Raw genomic sequence first — 19583 nt, 5'->3', positions numbered from 1 at the left:
AGGCCGGGGAATGTTCGGTTGTGTGCTCCATGGGCGCGGTGACCTGCGCGTCGAGGAGCTGCCGGTGCCGCTGCCCGGTCCCGGGCAGGCGCTGGTCGCCGTCCGCTACGGCGGGGTGTGCGGGTCCGATCTGCACTACTGGCAGCACGGCGGCGTCGGTGACTTCCGGCTGCGGGAGCCGCTGGTGCCGGGGCACGAGGTGGTGGGCACGGTGACCGGGTACGGGGCGGGCGCCTCGGGGCCGGCCCCGGGCACGGCCGTCGCCGTGCACCCGGCGACCCCGTGCGGGGCGTGCCCGGAGTGCGCGGCCGGGCGGCGCACGGTGTGCCGGGACGTCCGTTACCTGGGCAGCGCGGCCCGATTCCCGCACGTCCAGGGTGCTTTCGCGGGCCGGGTGGCCGTACCGGCCCGGCAGTTGCGGGCCCTGCCCACCGGTCTGGAACCGCGCCGGGCGGCGCTCGCCGAGCCGCTGTCGGTCGCCTTGCACGCGGTGCGGCGGGCCGGAGCGGTGACCGGGCGGCATGTGCTGGTGACGGGTGCCGGACCGATCGGGTGCCTGGTGGTCGCGGCGGCGCGGGCGGCGGGCGCGGCCCGGGTGACCGCGACCGACCTGCTGACCGAGGCGCTGCGGTACGCCGCCGCGGCGGGCGCGGACTCGGTCGTACGGGCCGGCGATCCGGGCGGGACCGGGTGGCCGGACGAGGTCGACGTGGCCGTCGAGGCTTCGGGGACGGCCGCCGGGCTCGACACCTGTCTGCGGCTGGTGCGGCGTGCCGGGACCGTGGTGCAGCTGGGCATGCTGCCGCCCGGGCCGAGCCCGTTCGCGGGGAACCTGGTGGTGAGCCGGGAGATCGAGTTGCTGGGGTCGTTCCGGTTCGACGCCGAGTTCGATGCGGCGCTCGACCTGCTGGCGGCCGAGCCCGCGCTCGACGGCCTGATCAGCGCGGTGGTTCCGGTGGCCGAGGCGGAGCGGGCCTTCGCCCTGGCGGCGGATCGCGCTCGCTCGTGCAAGGTGCTGCTGGACTTCGACGGCTGACGGGACACGGGAACACCTGGTGGGACACGAGAACAGCTCGCGGGACACGGGAACAGCCGGTGGCAGACGAGAACAGCTCACGGGACACGGGAAAAAGGACGGGTCAGCGCCGCCACAACGGATGTTCCCGCTCCGCCCAGTCCCGGCGCACGGTGCCCGTGCGCAGACCGCGGCGGGCCTCCGGGTCGGCCAGCGCCATGCCGATGTGCCCGGCGAGGACGACGCCCATGGTGAGGGCGAGCCAGTCGTGCACGAAGGTCGCCGAGGTGCGCCACATCAGCGGGGCGAGGTGGGTGAACCACATCATGAGACCCGTGCCGAGCATCACCAGCGTGGCACCGGCGATCCAGGCGGCGTAGATCTTCTGGCCGGCGTTGAACTTCCCCGCCGGACGCGCGGCGGGCCGCCGGTCGCGGCGCAGCGCGGCGCGCAGCCAGATCCCGTCGTGCGGGCCGAAGCGGTTGAGGAAGCGCAGGTCGGCGCGGAACGCCCGGGAGGCCAGACCCAGCAGGACGGGCACCGGCAGCGCCAGGCCCGCGCACTCGTGGACGCGGACGACGAGGGCGCGACGGCCGACGAGCACGGCGAGTTGGGGGAGGTAGAGGCAGGCCGCGGTCAGTACGCACAGGCCCATCAGTGCGGCGGTCGCGCGGTGCACCCAGCGCTCGGCCGCGGTGAAGCGCCGTAGCCGGGTGCCGGCGGTGGCGGTGCCGGCGGCGGTCTCAGCTCGTGGGCTCATCGGTCCGTCCGTTCGAGCGGCCGACCCAGGCGTCGACGTCGTATCCGAGCTGTTCCCAGTAGCCGGGCCGGACCCGGTCGGTGACCGTGATGCCGGAGAGCCACTTCGCCGACTTGTAGAAGTACATGGGAGCGACGTAGAGGCGGACCGGGCCGCCGTGGTCGTGGCCGATGTCCTTGTCCTGCATGCGCAGCGCGATCAGTACGTCGGATCGGCGGGCCTGGTCCAGGGTCAGGCTCTCGGTGTACGTGCCGTCGAAGCAGGTGAAGCGGATCGCGCGGGCCGTGCCGCCCACACCCGCCGCGTCCAGCAGCCGGGACAGCCGGACCCCCTCGAACGGGGTGCGGAGGACGCGCCAGCCGGTGACGCACTGGACGTCCCTGACCATGCGCGTCTGGGGCAGGGCGCGCAGGTCGGCGAGGGTGTAGCTGCGGGGGCGGTCGACGAGTCCGCCGATCGTGAGCCGGTAGTCGGCGGGGCCCTGGTCGGGTACGGAGGCGGCGACCGAGTAGTAGCGGAAGCCGCCGCCGTTGGGCAGCAGGCCCGTCAGCCCGGTGGGGTCCTTGCCGGAGGCGGCGCCGAGGAGTGCCTCCGTACCGCGCTGGAGGGCGGGCGCGGCGGCCACACCGAGGGCGCCGAGGGCGAGGGTGCCGAGCAGGATCCGGCGGCCGACCGGGCGGCCGGCCGCCGCGGGCGCGTTCTCGGTCCGCGCTTCCCGGGTCCGTGCATCCCGGGCTCGCGGATCCCGGGTCCGTGCATCCCCGGCATCCCCGCCGGACGTGTCTGCGCCGGACGCGCCCCCGGCAGGCGGGTCCTCGCCCGGCATCCCCTCAGGTGATTCGAAGTTCACGTGGTTCATTCGAGCACCGCCGACGCGACGGGACCAGGGGACCGGGCGACAAGTCAGCGTTCCGTAATGACTTCTCACTTCCACTTCTCACTTGCGCGGCGTCGGGAACGGCTGCGCACGCACGCCGCGCGTCCGGAACAACCGCTCACCTGCGCCGCGGCCGGAACGGCCCCTCACGCACGCCGCATCCCGGGCGGCTGCTCACACGCGCCGGACGCGGCCGTATGCGTACGGCTCCGGGAGCGCCCCGTCGGAGGCGGCCCGGGCGGCGCCGAGCGCACACGCGCGGGCGGCGCGGAAGGCGGTGCACGGATCGCGGTCCGGGTAGCACCACGGCCTCGGCGTGAGGTGCCGGCCGATCCGCCCGAACAGCGCGGCGGCTTCCGCGACGCGGCCGGCGCAGGACACGGCGTGGGCGAGGAAGTTCAGGTCGACGTGGCGGCGCGGGTGCTCGTCCTGCTCCCACTCCAGCCACCAGTCGAAGGCGGCCCGAAGCACCTTCCCGGGCCGCGGTCCCGACCAGTGCCCGGAGGCGGCGGGGTCGGCGGGCAGCAGGCCCGCGGCGGCCAGCACCCGGTAGCGCTCGGCGTGCGCGACGACGGGCAGGATGGCGAGCGGGGAATCGGCGGGAGCGCGGGCGGCGCTCCGGCAGGCGAAGGCGTACGCCTCGTGGCCCGGGTCGGCGTGCTCGGGTCGGTGCTCGGCGAGGCGGGCCGTCATCAGATGGTGGGCCTGGTGGTGCTCGGGGTGCCGGTGGCACACCTCGGCGAAGGCGTCCGCCGTCTCCTGGTCGGTGCCCAGGTGGCGGGCCAGTTGGAGCAGGCCGAGCCAGGGGGTCGGGTCGGCGGGCGCGAGGACGGCCGCCGCGCGGCAGGCGGCGCGGGCCCGGGCGGGCTCCGCCTTGCCGCGCAGCGTGCGCCGCACCAGGGACAGCGCGAGCAGCACGGCGGCGTCGGCGGACGCCGGCTCGGCGGCCAGCCAGTCGCGGGCCCAGGCGGAGGTGTAGGACTCCCGGGCGAGCACGCAGATCCGGTGGCCGCGGCGGTCCCAGTCGTCACCGGTGCGCTGGAGCAGCGCCCGGACGGTCTGCCGTCGGCCCTGGGCCAACGCGGTGCGCGCGGCTGTCAGGCCGGTGTCGTCGAAGGCGTCGTCGAAGACCCCCAAGGGGCGCTCGCGGCGCGGGTGGAGCACAGACGAGGGTAAGGGCACCGCGAAACTTCCTGGTTGTCGAACGCCATCGACTGATCACTCACAGCAAATCCCCACCCCGTGGTTTACGTCAAGTTCACAGTTACCGGTTTGGTGATCAACTACCCCTTGCATACCGGGAGTTGACCTTCACGGGGCGGCCCGTCGACGGTCCGGACCCGGCGCGCGACAAGCCCGTTCCTGTGGTATGCGCCGTGGCGCTGCCCTTCCGGGCAGCGGACCATGGCGGTAAGGTCGCGCCCTTGTGGCCGACCGGGCGTCGTGGCTGATTCGACTGACTGGTTCTGGGCACTCCCGAGGGCACGGACGGCTCCGGGGCGCTACAGTCGGCCACTACGCAGCCCGTGACCCGGCCGGATGATCGAGGTACGCAGCGTGTCGGTTCTGGTTCTGATCCTCGCCGTGAGCGCGGCCTGTTGCGTGGGCTTCGGGTTCGTACTCCAGCAGAACGCCGCCAAGGACGCACCCCTCAGCGACTTCCTCTCGCCACGGATCCTGCTCGACCTGATGAGGGTGCCCCGCTGGCTCGGCGGCATCGCCCTGATGATGGCCGGAATGATCCTGGGCGCGGTCGCTCTGGGTGACGGTGAGATCTCCCTGGTCGAGCCGCTGCTCGCCACGAACCTGCTGTTCGCCCTCGCGCTCTCCCGGCACCAGACGAAGCAGCCGCTGGGCCGCCAGGGCTGGGCGGGTCTCGCCCTGCTCGCCGGCGGGGTGACCGCGTTCATCGTGGCGGGCCAGCCGCACAGCGGGCACGCGGTCACCGATCCGGTCCGCCACTGGCTGATCATCGGCGCGATGGTGGGCCTGGCCCTGCTGCTGACGACGTACGCCAAGCGCTCCCGGCTGAGCAAGGCCCCGGTGCTGCTGGCCCTCGCCGCGGGCGTCCTGTACGGGGTGCAGGACGCGCTGACCCGGATCAGCGGGCAGCGGTTCGCCGCGGGCGGCCTGACCGAGGTGTTCACCGGCTGGCAGCCCTACGGCGTGCTGGTGCTGGGCGTCACCGGGCTGATCCTGGTGCAGAGCGCGTTCGAGACCGCGCCGCTGCGCATGTCGCTGCCCGCGCTCACGGCCGCCCAGCCGCTGGCCGGGATCCTGTGCGGGGTGGGCTTCCTCGGCGACCGGCTGCGCACCGACACCGGGGCGCTGGCGTGGGAGGCGGCCGGGCTGGCCGCCGTGGTCGTGGGCATCGTGCTGCTCGGGCTGCATCCCGCGATGCCGCGCGGTACGGCGCAGCCTGAGCCACGGCACGACCTCCAGCCGCACTGAGCCCCCGGGCCCGGACCTCCGGCCCGGCCCCCTCGGCCGCGTGGGCGGCCCGGAGAGGTGCCCTGCTTGGATGGGGCCATGAGCGCTGCTGACGAAATCCTCGACATCGTCGACGAGCACGACCGGGTCATCGGGCAGTCCCCGCGGGGCGAGGCGTATGCGCGCGGGCTGCGCCACCGCTGCACCTTCATCCTGGCCCGCGACGCGGCCGGCCGGATCTTCGTGCACCGCCGCACGGCGACCAAGCTGGCCTTCCCCTCCCACTACGACATGTTCGTCGGCGGAGTGGTCGGCGCGGGCGAGTCCTACGACGACGCGGCCCTGCGTGAGGCGGAGGAGGAGCTGGGGGTGTCGGGACTGCCCCGCCCGTCGCACCTGTTCACCTTCCTTTACGACGACGACGCAGGTCACAGCTGGTGGTCCGCGGTGTACGAGGTCCGCTGCGACCTTCCGGTCCGGCCCCAGCAGGAGGAGATCGCCTGGTACGACTTCCTGACCGAGGACGAGGTGGAGCGGCGGCTCGGGGAGCGGGAGTGGGAATGGACGCCGGACGGCCTCGCGGCGTACCGGCGCCTGCGGGAGCACCGGGGCGAGGGATGACCGCGAACGACCCGCACAGCCCGAACGGTCCGAACGGTCCGAACGGAGCGCACGGTCCGGACCGTGCGGAGGGTTCGCACGGTTCGGAGAAGCAGGGCGGCCCGCCCGGTAGGGTCCTCCGCGTGAGCGAATCCCTACGTAATGTCCGGTTCTGGTTCGCCCCGGAACGGATCCGGGACGAAGGCGCCACGCCCGACTACCGGTTCTCGCTGGCGAACGAGCGCACCTTCCTGGCCTGGGTGCGCACCGCGCTCGCGCTGATCGGCGGGGGTTTCGCGGTGGACCAGTTCCTGCCGCACCTGCGCTGGGCCTGGCGAGTGGGCCTTGCGCTCGCCCTGCTCGCGGCCGGGGTGCTGTGCGCGGTGCGCGCGGTCAACCACTGGGTGCGCTGCGAGCGGGCCATGCGGCGGGGCGAGGACCTGCCCGCGTCCCGGTTCCCGACGCTGCTGAGCCTCGTGGTCGCGGTGGTGGCGTTCGCCATGGTGGTCGTCGTGTTCCTGGGGCGGGGCGGATGACCGCGGACCGGGATCCGGGGCTGCAGCCCGAGCGGACCCGGCTGGCCTGGGTGCGCACGACGCTGTCCTACACCGTGGCCACCGTGCTCGCCGCGCGTACCGCCCTGCGCGGCGGCGCGTCGCCCGCCGGGATCGCCGTGTGCGTGCTGTGCTTCGGGTTCTGGCTGGGGTTCGTGTGGGTCGCCCACCGGCGCGTCCAAGTGCTCGCCACGGCCGACCGGCCCGCGGCGCTCACCTCCCGGCACGCCGCGGCGGCGGTGCTGTGCGCGGCGGCGACCGCGGCGTGCGCGGTGGCGATAGTCCTCTGAAATCAGCGGTATAGCCTCCGGCGGCCTCGTGCGGGTTCCTCCGGCGTGGCCGCGGTCTTCGGGCGTGGTGCACGCTCCCGGTAGGGCGAGGTACACACTCCCGGTACGGCGAGGCACGCGGACGCCACGCACATCCAGAATGTCCGGATATACCCCTTATGCATGGCAGCCTGTCCGTCGTCAGCACCCCGCACCCCCGAAGGTGAGCACCATGACCGCCCTCCATCAGGAACACGCCGCCCACGACTCACACCGCCACGGCCCCGGCTGCGGGCACACCCAGGTACCGCACGGCGACCACGTCGACTACGCGCACGACGGCCATCTGCACCGCGAGCACGCCGGGCACTGGGACGAGTGCGAGCCCGCCGGGCACACCGCCCACGAGGGCCACGACCACGAGCACGGCGCCGACTGCGGGCACGCGCGCGTGCAGCACGGCGACCACGTCGACTACCTGCACGACGGCCACCGGCACGCCGCGCACGCCGGGCACTGGGACGACCACTGACCCTTACCCGGCCCCGTCCGACGGCCCCCGGCGCGGCGCGCGGGGGGCCGTCCGCCCCTCGTGGCCCAGGTCACGTTCGCCCCGCGCACTGGACGGCATACCGACCGGTCGGCATCATGAGTCGCATCCTGTTCGCCTGTCCGTAGGAGCGACGCATGAGTCCCGACCACCCGCCCGGACTCGATCTCGACCGGCTGCGCGGCCTGCTCGACCGCGAGCGCCCCGGACTGGTCGACGGCCCGCTGACCGGCCGGCTGATCGAAGGGGGAAGGTCGAATCTCACCTACGCCGTCACGGACGGCACGGGAACCTGGGTGGTACGGCGCCCGCCGCTCGGTCACGTCCTGGCCACCGCGCACGACATGACGCGCGAGCACCGCGTGATCGACGCGCTGCACCCCACGCGCGTGCCGGTGCCCCGCGCGCTGCTGCTGTGCACGGACCCCGAGGTTCTCGGCGCACCCTTCTACGTCATGGAGTTCGTCGAGGGCACCCCGTACCGCACCGCAGGGCAGCTGGCCCCGCTGGGCCCGGAGCGCACCCGCGGCACGGTGCTCTCCCTGGTCGACACCCTCGTCGACCTGCACACCGTGGAACCCGCCGCGGTCGGCCTCGCGGACTTCGGCCGCCCCGAGGGCTTCCTGGACCGGCAGTTGCGCCGCTGGGGCAAGCAACTGGACGCCTCCCGCACCCGGGACCTGGCCGGCATCGACGAACTGCACGCCGCCCTCGGGCGCTCGCTGCCCGCCTCCCCCGCGGCCACCGTCGTGCACGGCGACTACCGGCTCGACAACGTCCTGATCGGCGCCGACGACCGGATCACGGCCGTCCTCGACTGGGAGATGTCCACCCTCGGCGACCCGCTGACCGACCTGGGCCTGCTGGTGATGTACAGCCTGCCACTGGGCATGCCCGACTCCCCCGTCAGCACCACCGCCGAGGCCGCCGGGCACCCCGCGCCGGCCGAGCTGATCGAGCGGTACGCCGCCCGCTCGGGACGCGACGTGTCGGCCGTCTCCTGGTACACGGCGTTCGCCTGGTTCAAGCTCGCCGTGATCCTGGAGGGCATCCACTGCCGGTACACGCTGGGCCGGACGGTCGGCCCCGGCTTCGACCGCATCGGGGACCTCGTCCCCGTCTTCATCGACCACGGGCTGACCACCCTTCAGGAAGGCTGACGGCCAATGGACTTCGCGTACGACGAGCGCACCGAGGAACTGCGGGCCCGGCTGCTGGCCTTCATGGACGACCACGTCCGTCCGGCCGAGCCGGTGGCCCGGGAGCAGCGGGCGGCGCTGGCCTCCCCCTGGGACACCCCGGCCGTGGTCGGGGAGCTGAAGGCCGAGGCGCGCAGGCAGGGGCTGTGGAACCTGTTCCTGCCGGACTCCGGGTACGGGGCCGGGCTGACCAATCTGCAGTACGCCCCGCTGGCCGAGATCACCGGCCGCTCCCCGCAGCTCGCGCCCACCGCGCTGAACTGCGCGGCCCCGGACACCGGCAACATGGAGGTGCTGGCGCAGTTCGGGGACGAGCGGCAGAAAAAGCAGTGGCTGGAACCGCTGCTGGCCGGCGAGATCCGCTCGGCCTTCGCGATGACCGAGCCGGAGGTGGCCTCGTCCGACGCCGCCAACATCACCACACTCATCGAGCGGGACGGCGACGACTATGTCATCAGCGGCCGCAAGTGGTACATCTCCGGAGCGATGAACCCGGACTGCCGGATCTTCATCGTGATGGGCAAGAGCGACCCCGACGGGGCCGACCCGCGCCGCCGGCAGTCCATGGTCCTCGTCCCCCGGGAGACGCCGGGGGTCACGGTGCGGCGGGCGCTGCAGGTCTTCGGGTACGAGGACCACGCCCACGGCGGGCACGCCGAGGTGGTCTTCGACCACGCGCGCGTGCCGGTGTCGAACCTGATCGGCGAGGAGGGCGGCGGTTTCGCCATCGCCCAGGCCCGGCTCGGACCCGGCCGCATCCACCACTGCATGCGGCTGATCGGGATGGCGGAGCGGGCGATCGAGCTGATGTGCCGGCGGGCCGTGTCCCGTACGGCCTTCGGCAAGGCGCTGGCCCAGCAGGGCGTGGTGCACACCTGGATCGCGGACGCCCGGGTGACGGTGGAGCAGTTGCGGCTGCTGGTGCTGAAGACGGCGTGGCTGATGGACACCGTCGGCAACAAGGGCGCGCACACGGAGATCCAGGCCATCAAGATCGCGACGCCCCGGGCGGTCGTCGGCATCATCGACCGGGCCATCCAGTTGCACGGAGCCGGCGGCTTCAGCCAGGACTTCCCGCTGGCCGAGCTGTACGCCGCCGCGCGCACGCTGATGATCGCGGACGGCCCGGACGAGGTGCACCAGCGGTCGCTGGCACGCCGGGAACTGAAGAAGTACCTTCCGTAGCCGCGCGCCGCGGGTCCGCAACCGGTTCGGGCGGGGCCGGACCCGTGGTCGTTCCCGCCGTACGCGCGGCGGGTGCCGCGTCGTACGGCGGCACCCGCGCCGCTTCGTCCGCGGCTTCGGCGCCGCGTCGGCTCACGGACGCAGCGCCCGCAGCAGCAGGTCGGCGAGGTGGTCGGCGAGTTGCTGGGAGGTGAGCGGGCCGTCGGGCCGGTACCACGTCGACAGGTGGTGGACCGAGCCGAAGTGGTAGTCCACCACCAGGTCGGCCGGGGTCGCCGTGGCGAAGACGCCGGTCCGCTGCCCCTCCTCCACGAGTGCGCGGAAGCGTTCGTGGTAGCGCCGCCGCTCGGCCCGTACCTGCTTGTTCTTCTCGGGGCTGAGGTGGTGCATGGACCGGAAGAAGATCATCGCGTCGTCGAGGTTCTCGATCGTGGTGACGACCACGTCGGCCGCCGCCGCCCGCAGCCGTTCCTCGACCGGTGCGTCGGCGTCCGCGAAGGCGTCGAGCCGCTCCTGCTGCACGCGCAGCACCCGGGCGTAGACCTCGTGCAGCAGGTCGTCCTTGGAGCCGAAGTAGTGGTAGAGGGCGCCCTTGGTGACGCCTGCCGCCTCGACGATCTCCTGTACGGAGGTGCGGTCGTAACCCTGCTCGGCGAACAGCCGAGTGGCGGCGGCCAGGAGCCGCCGCGGGACGGGAGTCCCGTCGCCGTCCGTCGTCCTGGGCACTGCCGTCACCTGCCTTTCCGTGGTGCTTCACTGACCGTCGCGCGCCCGGGAACGCAGGTCCCGGCGGAGGATCTTCCCGCTCGCCGTCTTGGGCAGGTCGGGCAGGATCTCCACGTGGCGCGGGTACTTGTACACCGCCAGTCTCTCCTTGCAGTACGCCGCCAGTTCGGCCGGGTCGGCCGTGGCGCCCGGGCGGAGGCTGATGTATGCCTTGACGCTCTCACCCCGGTAGTCGTCGGGCACCCCGACGACGGCCGCCTCGCGCACCGCCGGGTGGGTGTAGAGCACGTCCTCGACCTCGCGCGGCCACACCTTGAAGCCGGAGGCGTTGATCATGTCCTTCTTGCGGTCGACGACGTACAGCCAGCCCTGCCGGTCCATGAACCCGATGTCGCCGGTGCGCAGTTCGCCGTCGGGGAAGGTCTCGCCGGTGGCCTCGGGCAGCCGCCAGTAGCCGGGCACCACCTGCGGGCCGCGTACGGCGATCTCGCCCGGACGGCCGAAGGGGACCTCCGCGCCCTCGTCGTCGACGATCCGGATGACGGTGTCGGCGCCGGGCACGCCGACGGCCAGCGTCCCGGACCCGGGGTCGACCGGTGCCTCCAGGTCGGGCGGTACGACGGCGCAGGGCGCGGTGCACTCGGTCAGTCCGTAGCCGTTGCGGATGTAGGGGCCGAAGTCCGCGCGGAACTTCTCGACCAGGGCGGGCGGCAGCGGTGCGCCGCCGGAGGAGACGTGCACCAGGGAGGCGAAGTGGTCCGGGGCGGCGTCGGGGTGGGCGGCGAGCGCCATGAAGGCGGTGGCCGGGCCGACCGTGTAGTGCGGGCGGTGCTCGGCGAACGCCTCCAGGACGACGCCCGGCTCGAAGCGGTACGTCAGCACCAGCGTGCCCGCGCTGTTCAGGCAGGCGCCGAACTGGCAGACCATGCCGGTGATGTGGAACAGCGGGGCGAGGGCGTGGTAGACCGGCGCCGCTGGCAGGTCGAGGCCGGTCCGCTGGCGCTCCGCGTTGTACATGATGTTGCCGTGCGTGTTGGTGGCGCCCTTGGGGATGCCGCTGGTCCCCGAGGTGTAGCTGATCAGCGCGACGTCACCGGGGCCCGGGGCACGGCCGGCCGGGGCGGCGGCGGCGCGGCGGGCCACGGCCACGAGGTCGTCGGTGTCCGCGGGCTCGGGCAGCGGCTCGAAGTCCAGCACCCGCGCGTCGTGCCGGGTCTGGAAGTCCAGCTCGCCGGTGGTGAGCACGATCCGTACGGGCGTGTCGGCGGCCGTGGTCCGCAGGTATCCCGCCCAGGCCCGCTCGGCGCAGATCAGCGCGGTCGCCCCGGAGTCCCGCAGGAGGCGGGCGACCTCCACCGACTTGTACATGGGGTTGACGGGGACGACGATCGCGCCCGCCTTCCAGGCGCCGAGCACGGCGAGCACGAAGTGCGGGGAGTTCTGGAGCTGGACGGCCACCCGGTCGCCGGGCTCAAGGCCGCGCTCGGCGAGGTGGGCGGCGACGGAGTCACTCAGCTCGTCGGTCTCGCGGTAGCTGATGCGGGCGTCGAAGTAGCGGAGGAAGGTGCGGTCCGGGGCCTCGGCGACCACCCGGCGCAGGGCGTGCACGAGTGAGTCCTCCGGGTCGACCGGGGCGCGCTGGGCGGCGCCGAGGAGGGCCAGCCAGGGCCGGTCGGCGTAGCCGGAGCCGGTCATCGGTTCTCCTCCCAGGTCCGCTGGAGGTGGTTCATGCCGGCCAGCCAGCGGTCCGGTTCCGTGGCCCGGTGCCGGTAGAACCCGGCGACCTCCGGGTGCGGCAGGATCAGGAAGCGGTCCTCCTCGATGCCCTTGAACAGCGCGTCCGCGACGTCCTGCGGTTCGATCGCGGTCGGCCCGAGCACCAGGTCGCCCGCGCTGCCGGCGGCGGCCAGCATGTCGGTGCGGACGCCCTGCGGGCAGATCGCGTGGACCTTGAGCCCGCGGTGCCGGTAGGTCAGCGACAGCCACTCGGCGAAGGCGTAAGCGCCGTGCTTGGTGACGCTGTAGGGGGCGGCGCCGATCATGGTGAGCAGTCCGGCCGCGGAGACGGTGGAGACGAAGCGGCCGGCGCCGCGTGCCAGCCAGTCGGGCAGCAGCACCTGGGCCGCGCGGACGTGCGCCATGACGTTGACGTCCCAGGCCCGGGCCCAGACGTCTTCGGGGGCCGTCTCCGAGGAGGCCGAGCCGAACCCCGCGTTGGCGCAGTAGACGTCGACCCTCCCGCCGAGCGCGTCGCGGGCGGCGGTGACGGTGGTGGCCGCGTCGCCCGGGACGGCGATGCCGCCGATCTCGTCCGCGACCGCTTCGGCACGCTCCGCGTCCAGATCGTTGACGACGACCCGGGCCCCCTCGGCGGCGAAGCGGCGAGCGAGTGCCGCGCCGATCCCGGCGCCCGCTCCGGTGACCACGACTGACGCGTCCTGCACGGCTCCCACCATCGGCCTCCTTCGACACGAACCGGCTTCCGGGGTGCCACACTAACCGGTCGGTATGTTTGCGGGAAGGGTCGACCGCGACACCTGGAGGGGCGCAGGGCCGCGTCCGGGGAAGGTTCCGCCGGCGGCCCGGACGGGTCGTGCGGGCCGCCCGCCCGCATCTGTCGGACCACACCAGGACGCGCATATCGTGCCCATGCCCATGTCGCCCACGTCCCCTCGCTCACGGAGGTCGCCCATGCACCTGTCCAGACGGAGTCTCCTCGCGGCGGCGACCACGGCGGCGGCCGGACCCGTCACCCCCGCCGCGACCGCCCCGGCCGCCACGAACACCCCGGCCGCCGCCGAACCGCACGGGCGGCTGCGCACCGGTTTCGAACGCCTCGCCGACGACGGCTACGCCCTCCTCGCCGGCCGGCGTGTCGGCATCGTCACCAACCCGACGGGCATCACCCGGGACGCCCGGCACATCGTCGACGTCATGCACGCCGACCCCCGCGTGTCGCTCACCGCCGTCTTCGGACCCGAGCACGGCTTCCGCGGCACCGCGCAGGCCGGCGGCTCCGAGGGCCGCCATGACGACCCGGCGACCGGCCTGCCGGTCTACGACACCTACCAGACGAGCGGCCGGCCGCTCGCCGACGTCTTCGCCGCCTCGGGCGTGGACACGGTCGTCTTCGACATCCAGGACGTGGGCGCCCGCTTCTACACGTACATCTGGACCCTGTACGACTGCATGGAGGCGGCGGCGCTCGCGGGCAAGCGGTTCGTGGTGCTCGACCGGCCGAATCCGGTGACCGGGCGGTCCGCCCAGGGGCCGGTGCTGCACCGGGAGTTCGCCACGTTCGTCGGCCGGCAGCCGATCGCCCAGGCGCACGGGATGACGGTCGCGGAGCTGGCGCGGTTGTTCGACGCGGAGTTCCTGGATTCCCGGGTGCCGCTGGAGACGGTCCTGATGACCGGCTGGCGGCGCACGGACTTCTACGACGCGGCCGGTCTGCCCTGGGTGCCGCCGAGCCCGAACATGCCGACGCCCGACACGGCGCTGGTGTACTCCGGGACCTGCCTCTTCGAGGGGACGAACCTGTCGGAGGGACGCGGCACCACCCGGCCCTTCGAACTGCTCGGCGCGGAGGGCATCGACGGACGGTGGGCCGCCGCGGCCGACGCGCTGGAGCTGCCGGGGGTGCGGTTCCGCGAGGCGTACTTCGCGCCCACCTTCTCGAAGTTCCAGGGCACGACCGTCGGGGGTGTGCAGATCCACGTCCACGACCGGGCCGCGTACGACCCGGTACGGACCGGGATCGCGCTGCTGGTGACCGCCAAGCAGGTCTGGAGCGGCTTCGCCTGGCGCTCCGACAACTGGATCGACAAGCTCACCGGGTCCACCGTGGTCCGCACGATGATCGACGCGGGCGCGGGTCCGGACGAGGTCGCCCGCGCCTGGCAGGACGACCTGGCGGCGTTCCGCACGGTGCGCGGAAAGTATCTCCACTACCGGTGAGCCGGGCGGCCGGTGCGCACGGCGTCGTGCGCACCGGACCGTCCGCGTCCGGCAGGACCGGCGGCGGGCCGCGCGAGGCGGCCCGCCGCCGTCACCGTCACCGTCGGGTCGCCGTCACCGCCGGGTCACCGGTGCGAGGTGAACTCCACCACCTGCTGGTAGGTCGGACGGTTCTGCCAGCTGATGGTGCCGTGCTTGATGCCGCCCAGGGTGCGCTGGTTGATCGAGTCGGCGCACCACTGGTCGCCCGCCGAGCACAGGTCGTCGCCCGGGTAGACCTGGGCCGCGGTCAGGCCGGCCGCCTGCTTGAGCGTGCTGATCAGGGCGTCCCGGCAGGCGCTGAGGCTGCCGCCGCCGCAGTACTTCTGGGCGAGCGGCCCCTGCACGGGCTCACCGAGCACCGCGCGGATGTCCTTGTCGACATAGCTCCACCAGCCGTACTGGAAGGCGCTGCCCGCGTGCGATCCGGTCGGGCCGTGCCCGGCCGACGGTGCCTCGTCCACCGCGAGGTTGTTCGTGAACGCGGTGTACAGGTCGCTGCCCAGAGCGGGTTCGAACTCGGCCTTCACCAACAGCGGCCACCAGGCGTCCAGGGTCCGGACGGCGTCGGCGTTCGCGTACTTCTTCGAACCCGCGGACGTCTCGGTGCGCTTGGCGCCCGCCGTCAGCCACGCCTGGAGGTTGTTCACCGCCGCCGCGGCCGTGGAGTCCGTGACCGGCGAGCTGTTGATCACCTTCAGCAGGTCCGGCAGCACGTCCTCGGCGCGCAGATCGGCGAGCGCCGCGTCCGCCATCGCCTTCACCAGGGACGCACGGGTGACCCCGCCGGCCTGGACCAGCTTCTTCACCCGGTCGTCGAGGAGGTTGCCGCGGTGCACCGAGCCCTCGCCCCAGGGCGCGGCCGCGTAGTCCTTGGCCTGCTTGTTGTTCCAGGAGATGTAGTAGTCCTGGTCGACGGAGTTGGGGTGCTGGGCGGGCGGGGTGTAGTCGGCGGTGTTGCCCGCCGGGTTCCAGCCCCGCCACTCGTACGCGGGCTGCGCCCACACCGGGAACTCGCCGTCCACGCCGCTCGCCCGCACCGGGTTGCTGCCGCTGTTGTAGTACGCGGTGTGCTGGGAGTCGGCGTAGAACCAGTTGAAGGTGTAGTTGATGTGCTGCGCCGCGGTCTGGAAGTCCGCCGGGCCCTTGACGTAGTCCGGGTCGTTCAGCATCTGGAAGCCGATGATCGAGTCGACTTCGTGCCGGTAGGAGGAGCGCAGGCTGGTGTAGGCGACCTTCTTGCCGCCGACGGTCGCCCGGTACTCCACGGGCCCGTACTTCGTGCGCCAGACCCGCATCGTGTACGACCCGGCCGCGGTGCCGTCGGCGACGGTCGGTTTCCAGGAGTTCTTCTGCTCGATCTTCTCCATCGCGGTGCAGGTGCCGCGGTACAGGTAGTGGTAGTCGTCCTGGCAGAGTTCGACCGCGTAGCTGTCGATGATGTCCTGGCCCGAGGTCGTGGCGCTCCACGCGTAGTCCTGGCCGCGGCCCAGTTCGACGTACATGCTCAGACCCGCGAAGGAGGCGCCGCGGGCGCTGATGCCGGGGCCCTGGATCTCCTGGAGCATGAGCAACTGGGGCGCGAAGTAGCCGGTCTGCGGTCCGAAGACGGCCACCGGGTTTCCGCTCGCCGTGTGCTTGCCGCTCACCACCAGCGCGTTGGACATGCCGCGCCGGGCGGAGCCGAGCACGGTGTCGGCGGCCTTGGCGGAGGTGCCTTGGGCGCTCGCCGAGGCGGCGCTGCCGGTACGGTCGTAGACCAGCGGTTCCTGGACGACCGAGCCGGCGTCGGGCAGGGCCCGGCCCTTCGCGTCGGCGGGCTTGCCAGCGTACGGGAAGCTCTCGCCGTTGTGCACGGTGAGGACGGCCTCGGGGTCATTGCGCTCCCGGAAGGACTCCCAGACCCGGGTGCCCTCCTCGACGCCGTACTTGGACTGGGCCGCCATCAGCGAGAGCGCGTTGTTGACCTCGCCGCCGCCGCCCGCGCCGAACAGCGAGCCGATGACGGAGGCGAGCGCCACCATGTCGGTGACCTTGAAGTGGTCGATGGTGCCGGCGTTGGTGATCGCGTCCTTGTGGCCGGTCAGCACGTACTCGCCGGGGAAGTAGCGGCCGCTGTCGGAGGCGTCGATGTAGGCGTTGATACCCGCGATGTAGGCGTTGACATCGTCGAGGGCCTGCCGGCCCCGGTCGCCGTTCTGGGCGACGGCGCTGTCGATCTGGGCCTGGAGGTCCGCCTCCGTGTAGGAGGCGTTGCGATAGAACTGCTGCTCAAGGCCCTGGTTGGCGGCGGCGCCGCCCGCGAAGGAGGTCAACTGGCCGCGGCCGACGTGCCGGAAGAGGTCCATCAGCCACAGCCGGTCCTGGGCGGCCGCGTAGCCGGCTCCGAACTCGGTGCCGTAGCGGGTGGTGCCGGTGATGTGCGGTACGCCGGTCTTCTTGTCCCGGACGATCGTCACGTCGGTGCGGCCGGCCGGCTTCTCGCTGGAGGCGACCTGGTCGGCGGCGACCCCGAACGACGCGTCGTTGAAGAAGGTGTTGATCTTCGCGTCGGTGAGCCCCGAGTAGCCCGTGGCCAGGTTGGCGTAGGGGCCGAGCTGGTCCTCGGCGTGGTCGGGTTGGGTACCGAATGCCTGGTTGAGAAGGATTTGAGCGAGGGTCGCGTTGCCGTTCTGGCCGGGCGGCAGGATGTCGGAACACCGTCCGCCGCAGTGGTCGTCGGCAGCCGCCGCCCGGGTCACCGCCGGCTCCGCCGCCGCCACCTGCTGGGTGAGCGGGGAGAGCAGACCTGCGATCAGAGCACATACGGATGCCGTCTTCAGGAACCCGGCGCGTCTGCCGGGAGTTCTCAGTTTGTCGAACAACACGTTGTGTGGGGTGCGCCGTGCCATGGCAGCTCCTCCCGACGGGGGTTGGCCGGACGTTACCGCCGGTATCCCCGAGAGTGAAGATGAACATGCGTCACTTTTCGGAGTCGCCGCAGCCGTTGTCCGCCGTCAACCGGGGGCGCCTTATGGCGGGCATCGGAAATCGGATGGAGCCGAATCGCGCATCGATACGTCTATTCGGCGACGTCGCGCGAGTTTCGACCACGACGCCGAAACGACCGAAATACAGGTGCAGGTGTGACGGAGGTGCAGAGCGATGGCTGGTTTTCGGAGTCTGGCGAGACAGGTGCGCGACCCGAGGTGCGACCTGGCGCTGAGGCGCTATTCGCTACGCAAGTGCCTTGAGCGTTTCGCCCCTTATGGGCACAGAGCGACCTGGGACCATCTGTGCTCCCGGGCCGGATTCGACCCGGAGGACCGATCACCCGATCCGGCGCGCCTGGTGGCCGCGCTGGAGGAACTGGAAGAGGCGCGCGCGGTCTGGCTGGGCTACGAGGGGGAGTTCGCCCAGCGCCGCAGGAGGGAGAAGCAGGACGGGCTGCGCCGGCCGGGCAGCGTGGACGACTGGCACCGGCTGACCTGGGGCGGATTCGGGGTCGCCTGGTGCGACGACCCGCGGGTCCACCCCCTTGAACCACTGGCCGAAGTGCTGCGGCGGCTGATCGCCGCACTGAACCGCGCACCGGGATCGACCTGCCCGGTGTGCGCCGGAGAACGTCTCGTCTGGAAATACGACCTCGACCACGAACCCTCATCGGGCCCGGTCTGCACGGAGTGCGGGATTCTCGTGCCGCGGCCGGTGCTCACGCCCGAGGCGCTGGCGTACGCGCGGCGCGGGCGGCTGCTCATGTCGGCGTGACCGACCGGGGGGTGCGCCGGGGATGCCGCACCCCCTGCCCTGGCCCGACCCGTACCACCCTTGCCCCGTCCGCCATTTCACTCCCAGCACATTCCATGCATTCCACCCCAAATCACCAAACACCTTCATTTGACACTATTTGTCTCTCCAGATCCCGTTCCCGGCGTGCTTTTTCGGCCAGTTCGTCGCCGGACCGCACGGTGTCGGCGTGACCGTGCCGGGACTCCGCCGGTGCCGACCGGCATCATCGAGGCATGGTGCAGGTGTGTCTCAACGGGCGCCGCGGGAGCGCCGACGGTGCCGGTGTGCCGCTGTCCCCGGAGGCGATCGCGCGCTCCGCGGCCGAGGCGGTCGCGGCCGGAGCGACCGACGTCCATGTCCACCCCCGGACTCCGTGCGGCCGGGAGAGCCTGTCGCCGCGCGTGCTCGCACCGGTCCTCGACGCGCTGCGGGCGCGGGTGCCGGGGCCGGTGCCGGTCGGGGTGGGCACCGGCGCATGGGCCGAACCCGGTCCGGCGGCCCGGCGGAACCGGGTGCGCACCTGGTCGGTGCTGCCGGACCACGCCTCCGTCAACTGGCACGAGGAGGGCGCGGAGGAGATCGCCGGACTGCTGATCGACCGGGGTGTCGGCGTCGAGGCGGGCATCCGGTCGGGGACGGACGGTGCGGCCCGGTTCGCGGCCTCGCCCCTAGCGTCGAAGGTGCTGCGGGTGCTGGCGGAGGTGACCGACCCGGACCCGGACACCGCCCAGGAGTCCGCGCGTACGTTCCTCGCCGACCTGGGTTCCGCGCACGGCCGGCCCGTGCTGCTGCACGGCGAGGATCTGGGCGCCTGGCCGGTGCTGCGGCTGGCCGGACGGCTGGGACTGGCCACGCGCATCGGACTGGAGGACACCCTGCTGCTGCCGGACGGACAACCGGCCCGCTCCAACGCCGAGTTGGTCACGGCCGGCCTCGCCGAGTACCGCAGCGGCCGGACCGAGGGCGGGTGACTCACCCCCGCTCGAACGCGGAAAGCCCCACACCCCGCTCGGACGCGGGGAAGCCACAGGCCCGCCGCCCGGACGCGGGAAGCCACAGGCTCGCCGCCCGGGAGCGAGGAGTCACACACCCGCCGCTCGGGAGCGGGCGGTGTTGGTCACGGCGACGTGGCCAGCGCAAGAGGCCAGGTGGCGCCCCCGACCGCGAAGCACTCAGTGTTCGGGTTCCGCCATCAGACGGGAGCCGGAACCGCGGGCGCCGAAGGCGTCGTCCGGGTTCGACAGGACACAGCCCTCCAGGGAGAGGCAGCCGCAGCCGATGCAGTCGGTGAGGTGGTCGCGGAGCCGGTTCAGCTGCCGGATCCGCTCGTCCAGTTCGGAGCGCCATGCTTCCGAGAGCCGGGCCCAGTCCTCGCGGGTGGGGGTGCGCTCCTCGGGGAGTTCGGCGAGGGCCTGGCGGATCGTGGCCAGCGGGATGCCGACCCGCTGGGCGGCCCGGACGAAGGCGACGCGACGCAGCGTGTCACGGGTGTAGCGGCGCTGGTTGCCCGAGGTCCGGCGGCTGCTGATGAGCCCTTTGGACTCGTAGAAGTGCAGGGCCGAGACGGCGGCGCCGCTGCGCGCGGACAGCTGGCCGACGGTCAGCTCGTGGATCCTCTCCGAGATCTGGGGCACCCCACAGAGCCTACCCACCG

Annotated in this window: 19 protein-coding genes; 11 read left to right on the top strand and 8 right to left on the bottom strand. The window is 72.8% G+C overall.

The features are described from left to right. Positions 1-10: 10 nt before the first annotated feature. The gene (locus ACFYPJ_RS11945) at positions 11-1036 is read left to right on the top strand and encodes an L-idonate 5-dehydrogenase (protein WP_389014303.1); all 1026 of its coding nucleotides are present in this window, start codon (positions 11-13) and stop codon (positions 1034-1036) included. Positions 1037-1139: 103 nt separating this feature from the next. Here ACFYPJ_RS11945 and ACFYPJ_RS11940 read toward each other — a convergent pair whose 3' ends face one another. From ACFYPJ_RS11940 to ACFYPJ_RS11930, 3 genes are all read right to left on the bottom strand, one after another. Further along, on the bottom strand, positions 1140-1775 hold the full coding sequence (locus ACFYPJ_RS11940) for a cytochrome b/b6 domain-containing protein (RefSeq protein ID WP_389014300.1): 636 nt from the start codon (positions 1773-1775) through the stop codon (positions 1140-1142). Continuing rightward, a complete protein-coding gene (locus ACFYPJ_RS11935) occupies positions 1759-2625 on the bottom strand; it encodes a molybdopterin-dependent oxidoreductase (RefSeq protein WP_389014298.1) in 867 nt (288 codons plus the stop codon). The genes ACFYPJ_RS11940 and ACFYPJ_RS11935 overlap by 17 nt, the downstream gene beginning before the upstream one ends. A 201-nt stretch (positions 2626-2826) precedes the next feature. Continuing rightward, complete coding sequence (locus tag ACFYPJ_RS11930; RefSeq protein ID WP_389014295.1) at positions 2827-3834, bottom strand: hypothetical protein; 1008 nt, start codon at positions 3832-3834, stop codon at positions 2827-2829. A 375-nt stretch (positions 3835-4209) separates the two neighbouring features. On the opposite strand from ACFYPJ_RS11930, the gene ACFYPJ_RS11925 reads away from it, so the two are divergent. The 7 genes from ACFYPJ_RS11925 (at position 4210) to ACFYPJ_RS11895 (ending at position 9439) form a co-directional block, all read left to right on the top strand. Continuing rightward, positions 4210-5103: a DMT family transporter gene (locus ACFYPJ_RS11925; RefSeq protein ID WP_389014292.1), complete on the top strand. Its 894-nt coding sequence runs from the start codon at positions 4210-4212 to the stop codon at positions 5101-5103. 78 nt (positions 5104-5181) lie between these two features. Continuing rightward, positions 5182-5703, top strand: a complete 522-nt coding sequence (locus ACFYPJ_RS11920) for an NUDIX hydrolase (protein WP_389014289.1) — start codon at positions 5182-5184, stop codon at positions 5701-5703. A gap of 122 nt (positions 5704-5825) precedes the next feature. Then, positions 5826-6218 (top strand): YidH family protein, encoded by a 393-nt coding sequence (locus tag ACFYPJ_RS11915; RefSeq protein WP_389014287.1) that lies wholly within the window; start codon positions 5826-5828, stop codon positions 6216-6218. Beyond that, complete coding sequence (locus tag ACFYPJ_RS11910) at positions 6215-6526, top strand: DUF202 domain-containing protein (RefSeq protein WP_389014284.1); 312 nt, start codon at positions 6215-6217, stop codon at positions 6524-6526. Before ACFYPJ_RS11915 ends, ACFYPJ_RS11910 begins: the two co-directional genes overlap by 4 nt. Positions 6527-6737: 211 nt before the next feature. Beyond that, entirely contained in the window at positions 6738-7037 is a 300-nt protein-coding gene (locus tag ACFYPJ_RS11905; RefSeq protein ID WP_389014281.1) for a hypothetical protein, read from the top strand. Positions 7038-7192: 155 nt separating this feature from the next. Then, entirely contained in the window at positions 7193-8215 is a 1023-nt protein-coding gene (locus tag ACFYPJ_RS11900; protein ID WP_389014279.1) for a phosphotransferase family protein, read from the top strand. 6 nt (positions 8216-8221) lie between these two features. Beyond that, positions 8222-9439, top strand: a complete 1218-nt coding sequence (locus ACFYPJ_RS11895; protein WP_389014276.1) for an acyl-CoA dehydrogenase family protein — start codon at positions 8222-8224, stop codon at positions 9437-9439. A 132-nt stretch (positions 9440-9571) separates the two neighbouring features. Here ACFYPJ_RS11895 and ACFYPJ_RS11890 read toward each other — a convergent pair whose 3' ends face one another. From ACFYPJ_RS11890 to ACFYPJ_RS11880, 3 genes are read right to left on the bottom strand one after another with little or no spacing between them, the layout of a single operon-like run. Further along, positions 9572-10165, bottom strand: coding sequence for a TetR/AcrR family transcriptional regulator (locus tag ACFYPJ_RS11890; RefSeq protein ID WP_389014273.1), 594 nt, complete (start codon positions 10163-10165; stop codon positions 9572-9574). Between the two features lie 27 nt (positions 10166-10192). Continuing rightward, entirely contained in the window at positions 10193-11860 is a 1668-nt protein-coding gene (locus ACFYPJ_RS11885; RefSeq protein WP_389014270.1) for a class I adenylate-forming enzyme family protein, read from the bottom strand. After that, positions 11857-12621 carry an SDR family oxidoreductase gene (locus ACFYPJ_RS11880; RefSeq protein ID WP_389014267.1) on the bottom strand — a complete coding sequence of 255 codons (765 nt, stop codon included), beginning with the start codon at positions 12619-12621 and terminating at the stop codon, positions 11857-11859. The genes ACFYPJ_RS11885 and ACFYPJ_RS11880 overlap by 4 nt, the downstream gene beginning before the upstream one ends. A 235-nt stretch (positions 12622-12856) precedes the next feature. Here ACFYPJ_RS11880 and ACFYPJ_RS11875 point away from each other — a divergent pair, with 235 nt between their 5' ends. After that, positions 12857-14122 (top strand): exo-beta-N-acetylmuramidase NamZ domain-containing protein, encoded by a 1266-nt coding sequence (locus ACFYPJ_RS11875; RefSeq protein ID WP_389014264.1) that lies wholly within the window; start codon positions 12857-12859, stop codon positions 14120-14122. Between the two features lie 125 nt (positions 14123-14247). On the opposite strand, the gene ACFYPJ_RS11870 is transcribed toward ACFYPJ_RS11875, so the two are convergent. Next, on the bottom strand, positions 14248-17052 hold the full coding sequence (locus ACFYPJ_RS11870) for a penicillin acylase family protein (protein WP_389014261.1): 2805 nt from the start codon (positions 17050-17052) through the stop codon (positions 14248-14250). Positions 17053-17305: 253 nt separating this feature from the next. Here ACFYPJ_RS11870 and ACFYPJ_RS11865 point away from each other — a divergent pair, with 253 nt between their 5' ends. Next, positions 17306-17908, top strand: coding sequence for a hypothetical protein (locus tag ACFYPJ_RS11865; RefSeq protein ID WP_389014259.1), 603 nt, complete (start codon positions 17306-17308; stop codon positions 17906-17908). Positions 17909-18162: 254 nt separating this feature from the next. Then, entirely contained in the window at positions 18163-18900 is a 738-nt protein-coding gene (locus tag ACFYPJ_RS11860) for a 3-keto-5-aminohexanoate cleavage protein (protein WP_389014256.1), read from the top strand. 201 nt (positions 18901-19101) lie between these two features. On the opposite strand, the gene soxR is transcribed toward ACFYPJ_RS11860, so the two are convergent. Next, positions 19102-19563, bottom strand: coding sequence for a redox-sensitive transcriptional activator SoxR (soxR, locus tag ACFYPJ_RS11855; protein ID WP_389014253.1), 462 nt, complete (start codon positions 19561-19563; stop codon positions 19102-19104). Between the last annotated feature and the right edge of the window lie 20 nt (positions 19564-19583).

Origin of the sequence: Streptomyces sp. NPDC006012 (genome assembly GCF_042871185.1) — a bacterium.
Classification (GTDB): Bacteria; Actinomycetota; Actinomycetes; order Streptomycetales; family Streptomycetaceae; genus Streptomyces.
This window is presented reverse-complemented; position numbering and strand designations above follow the sequence as displayed.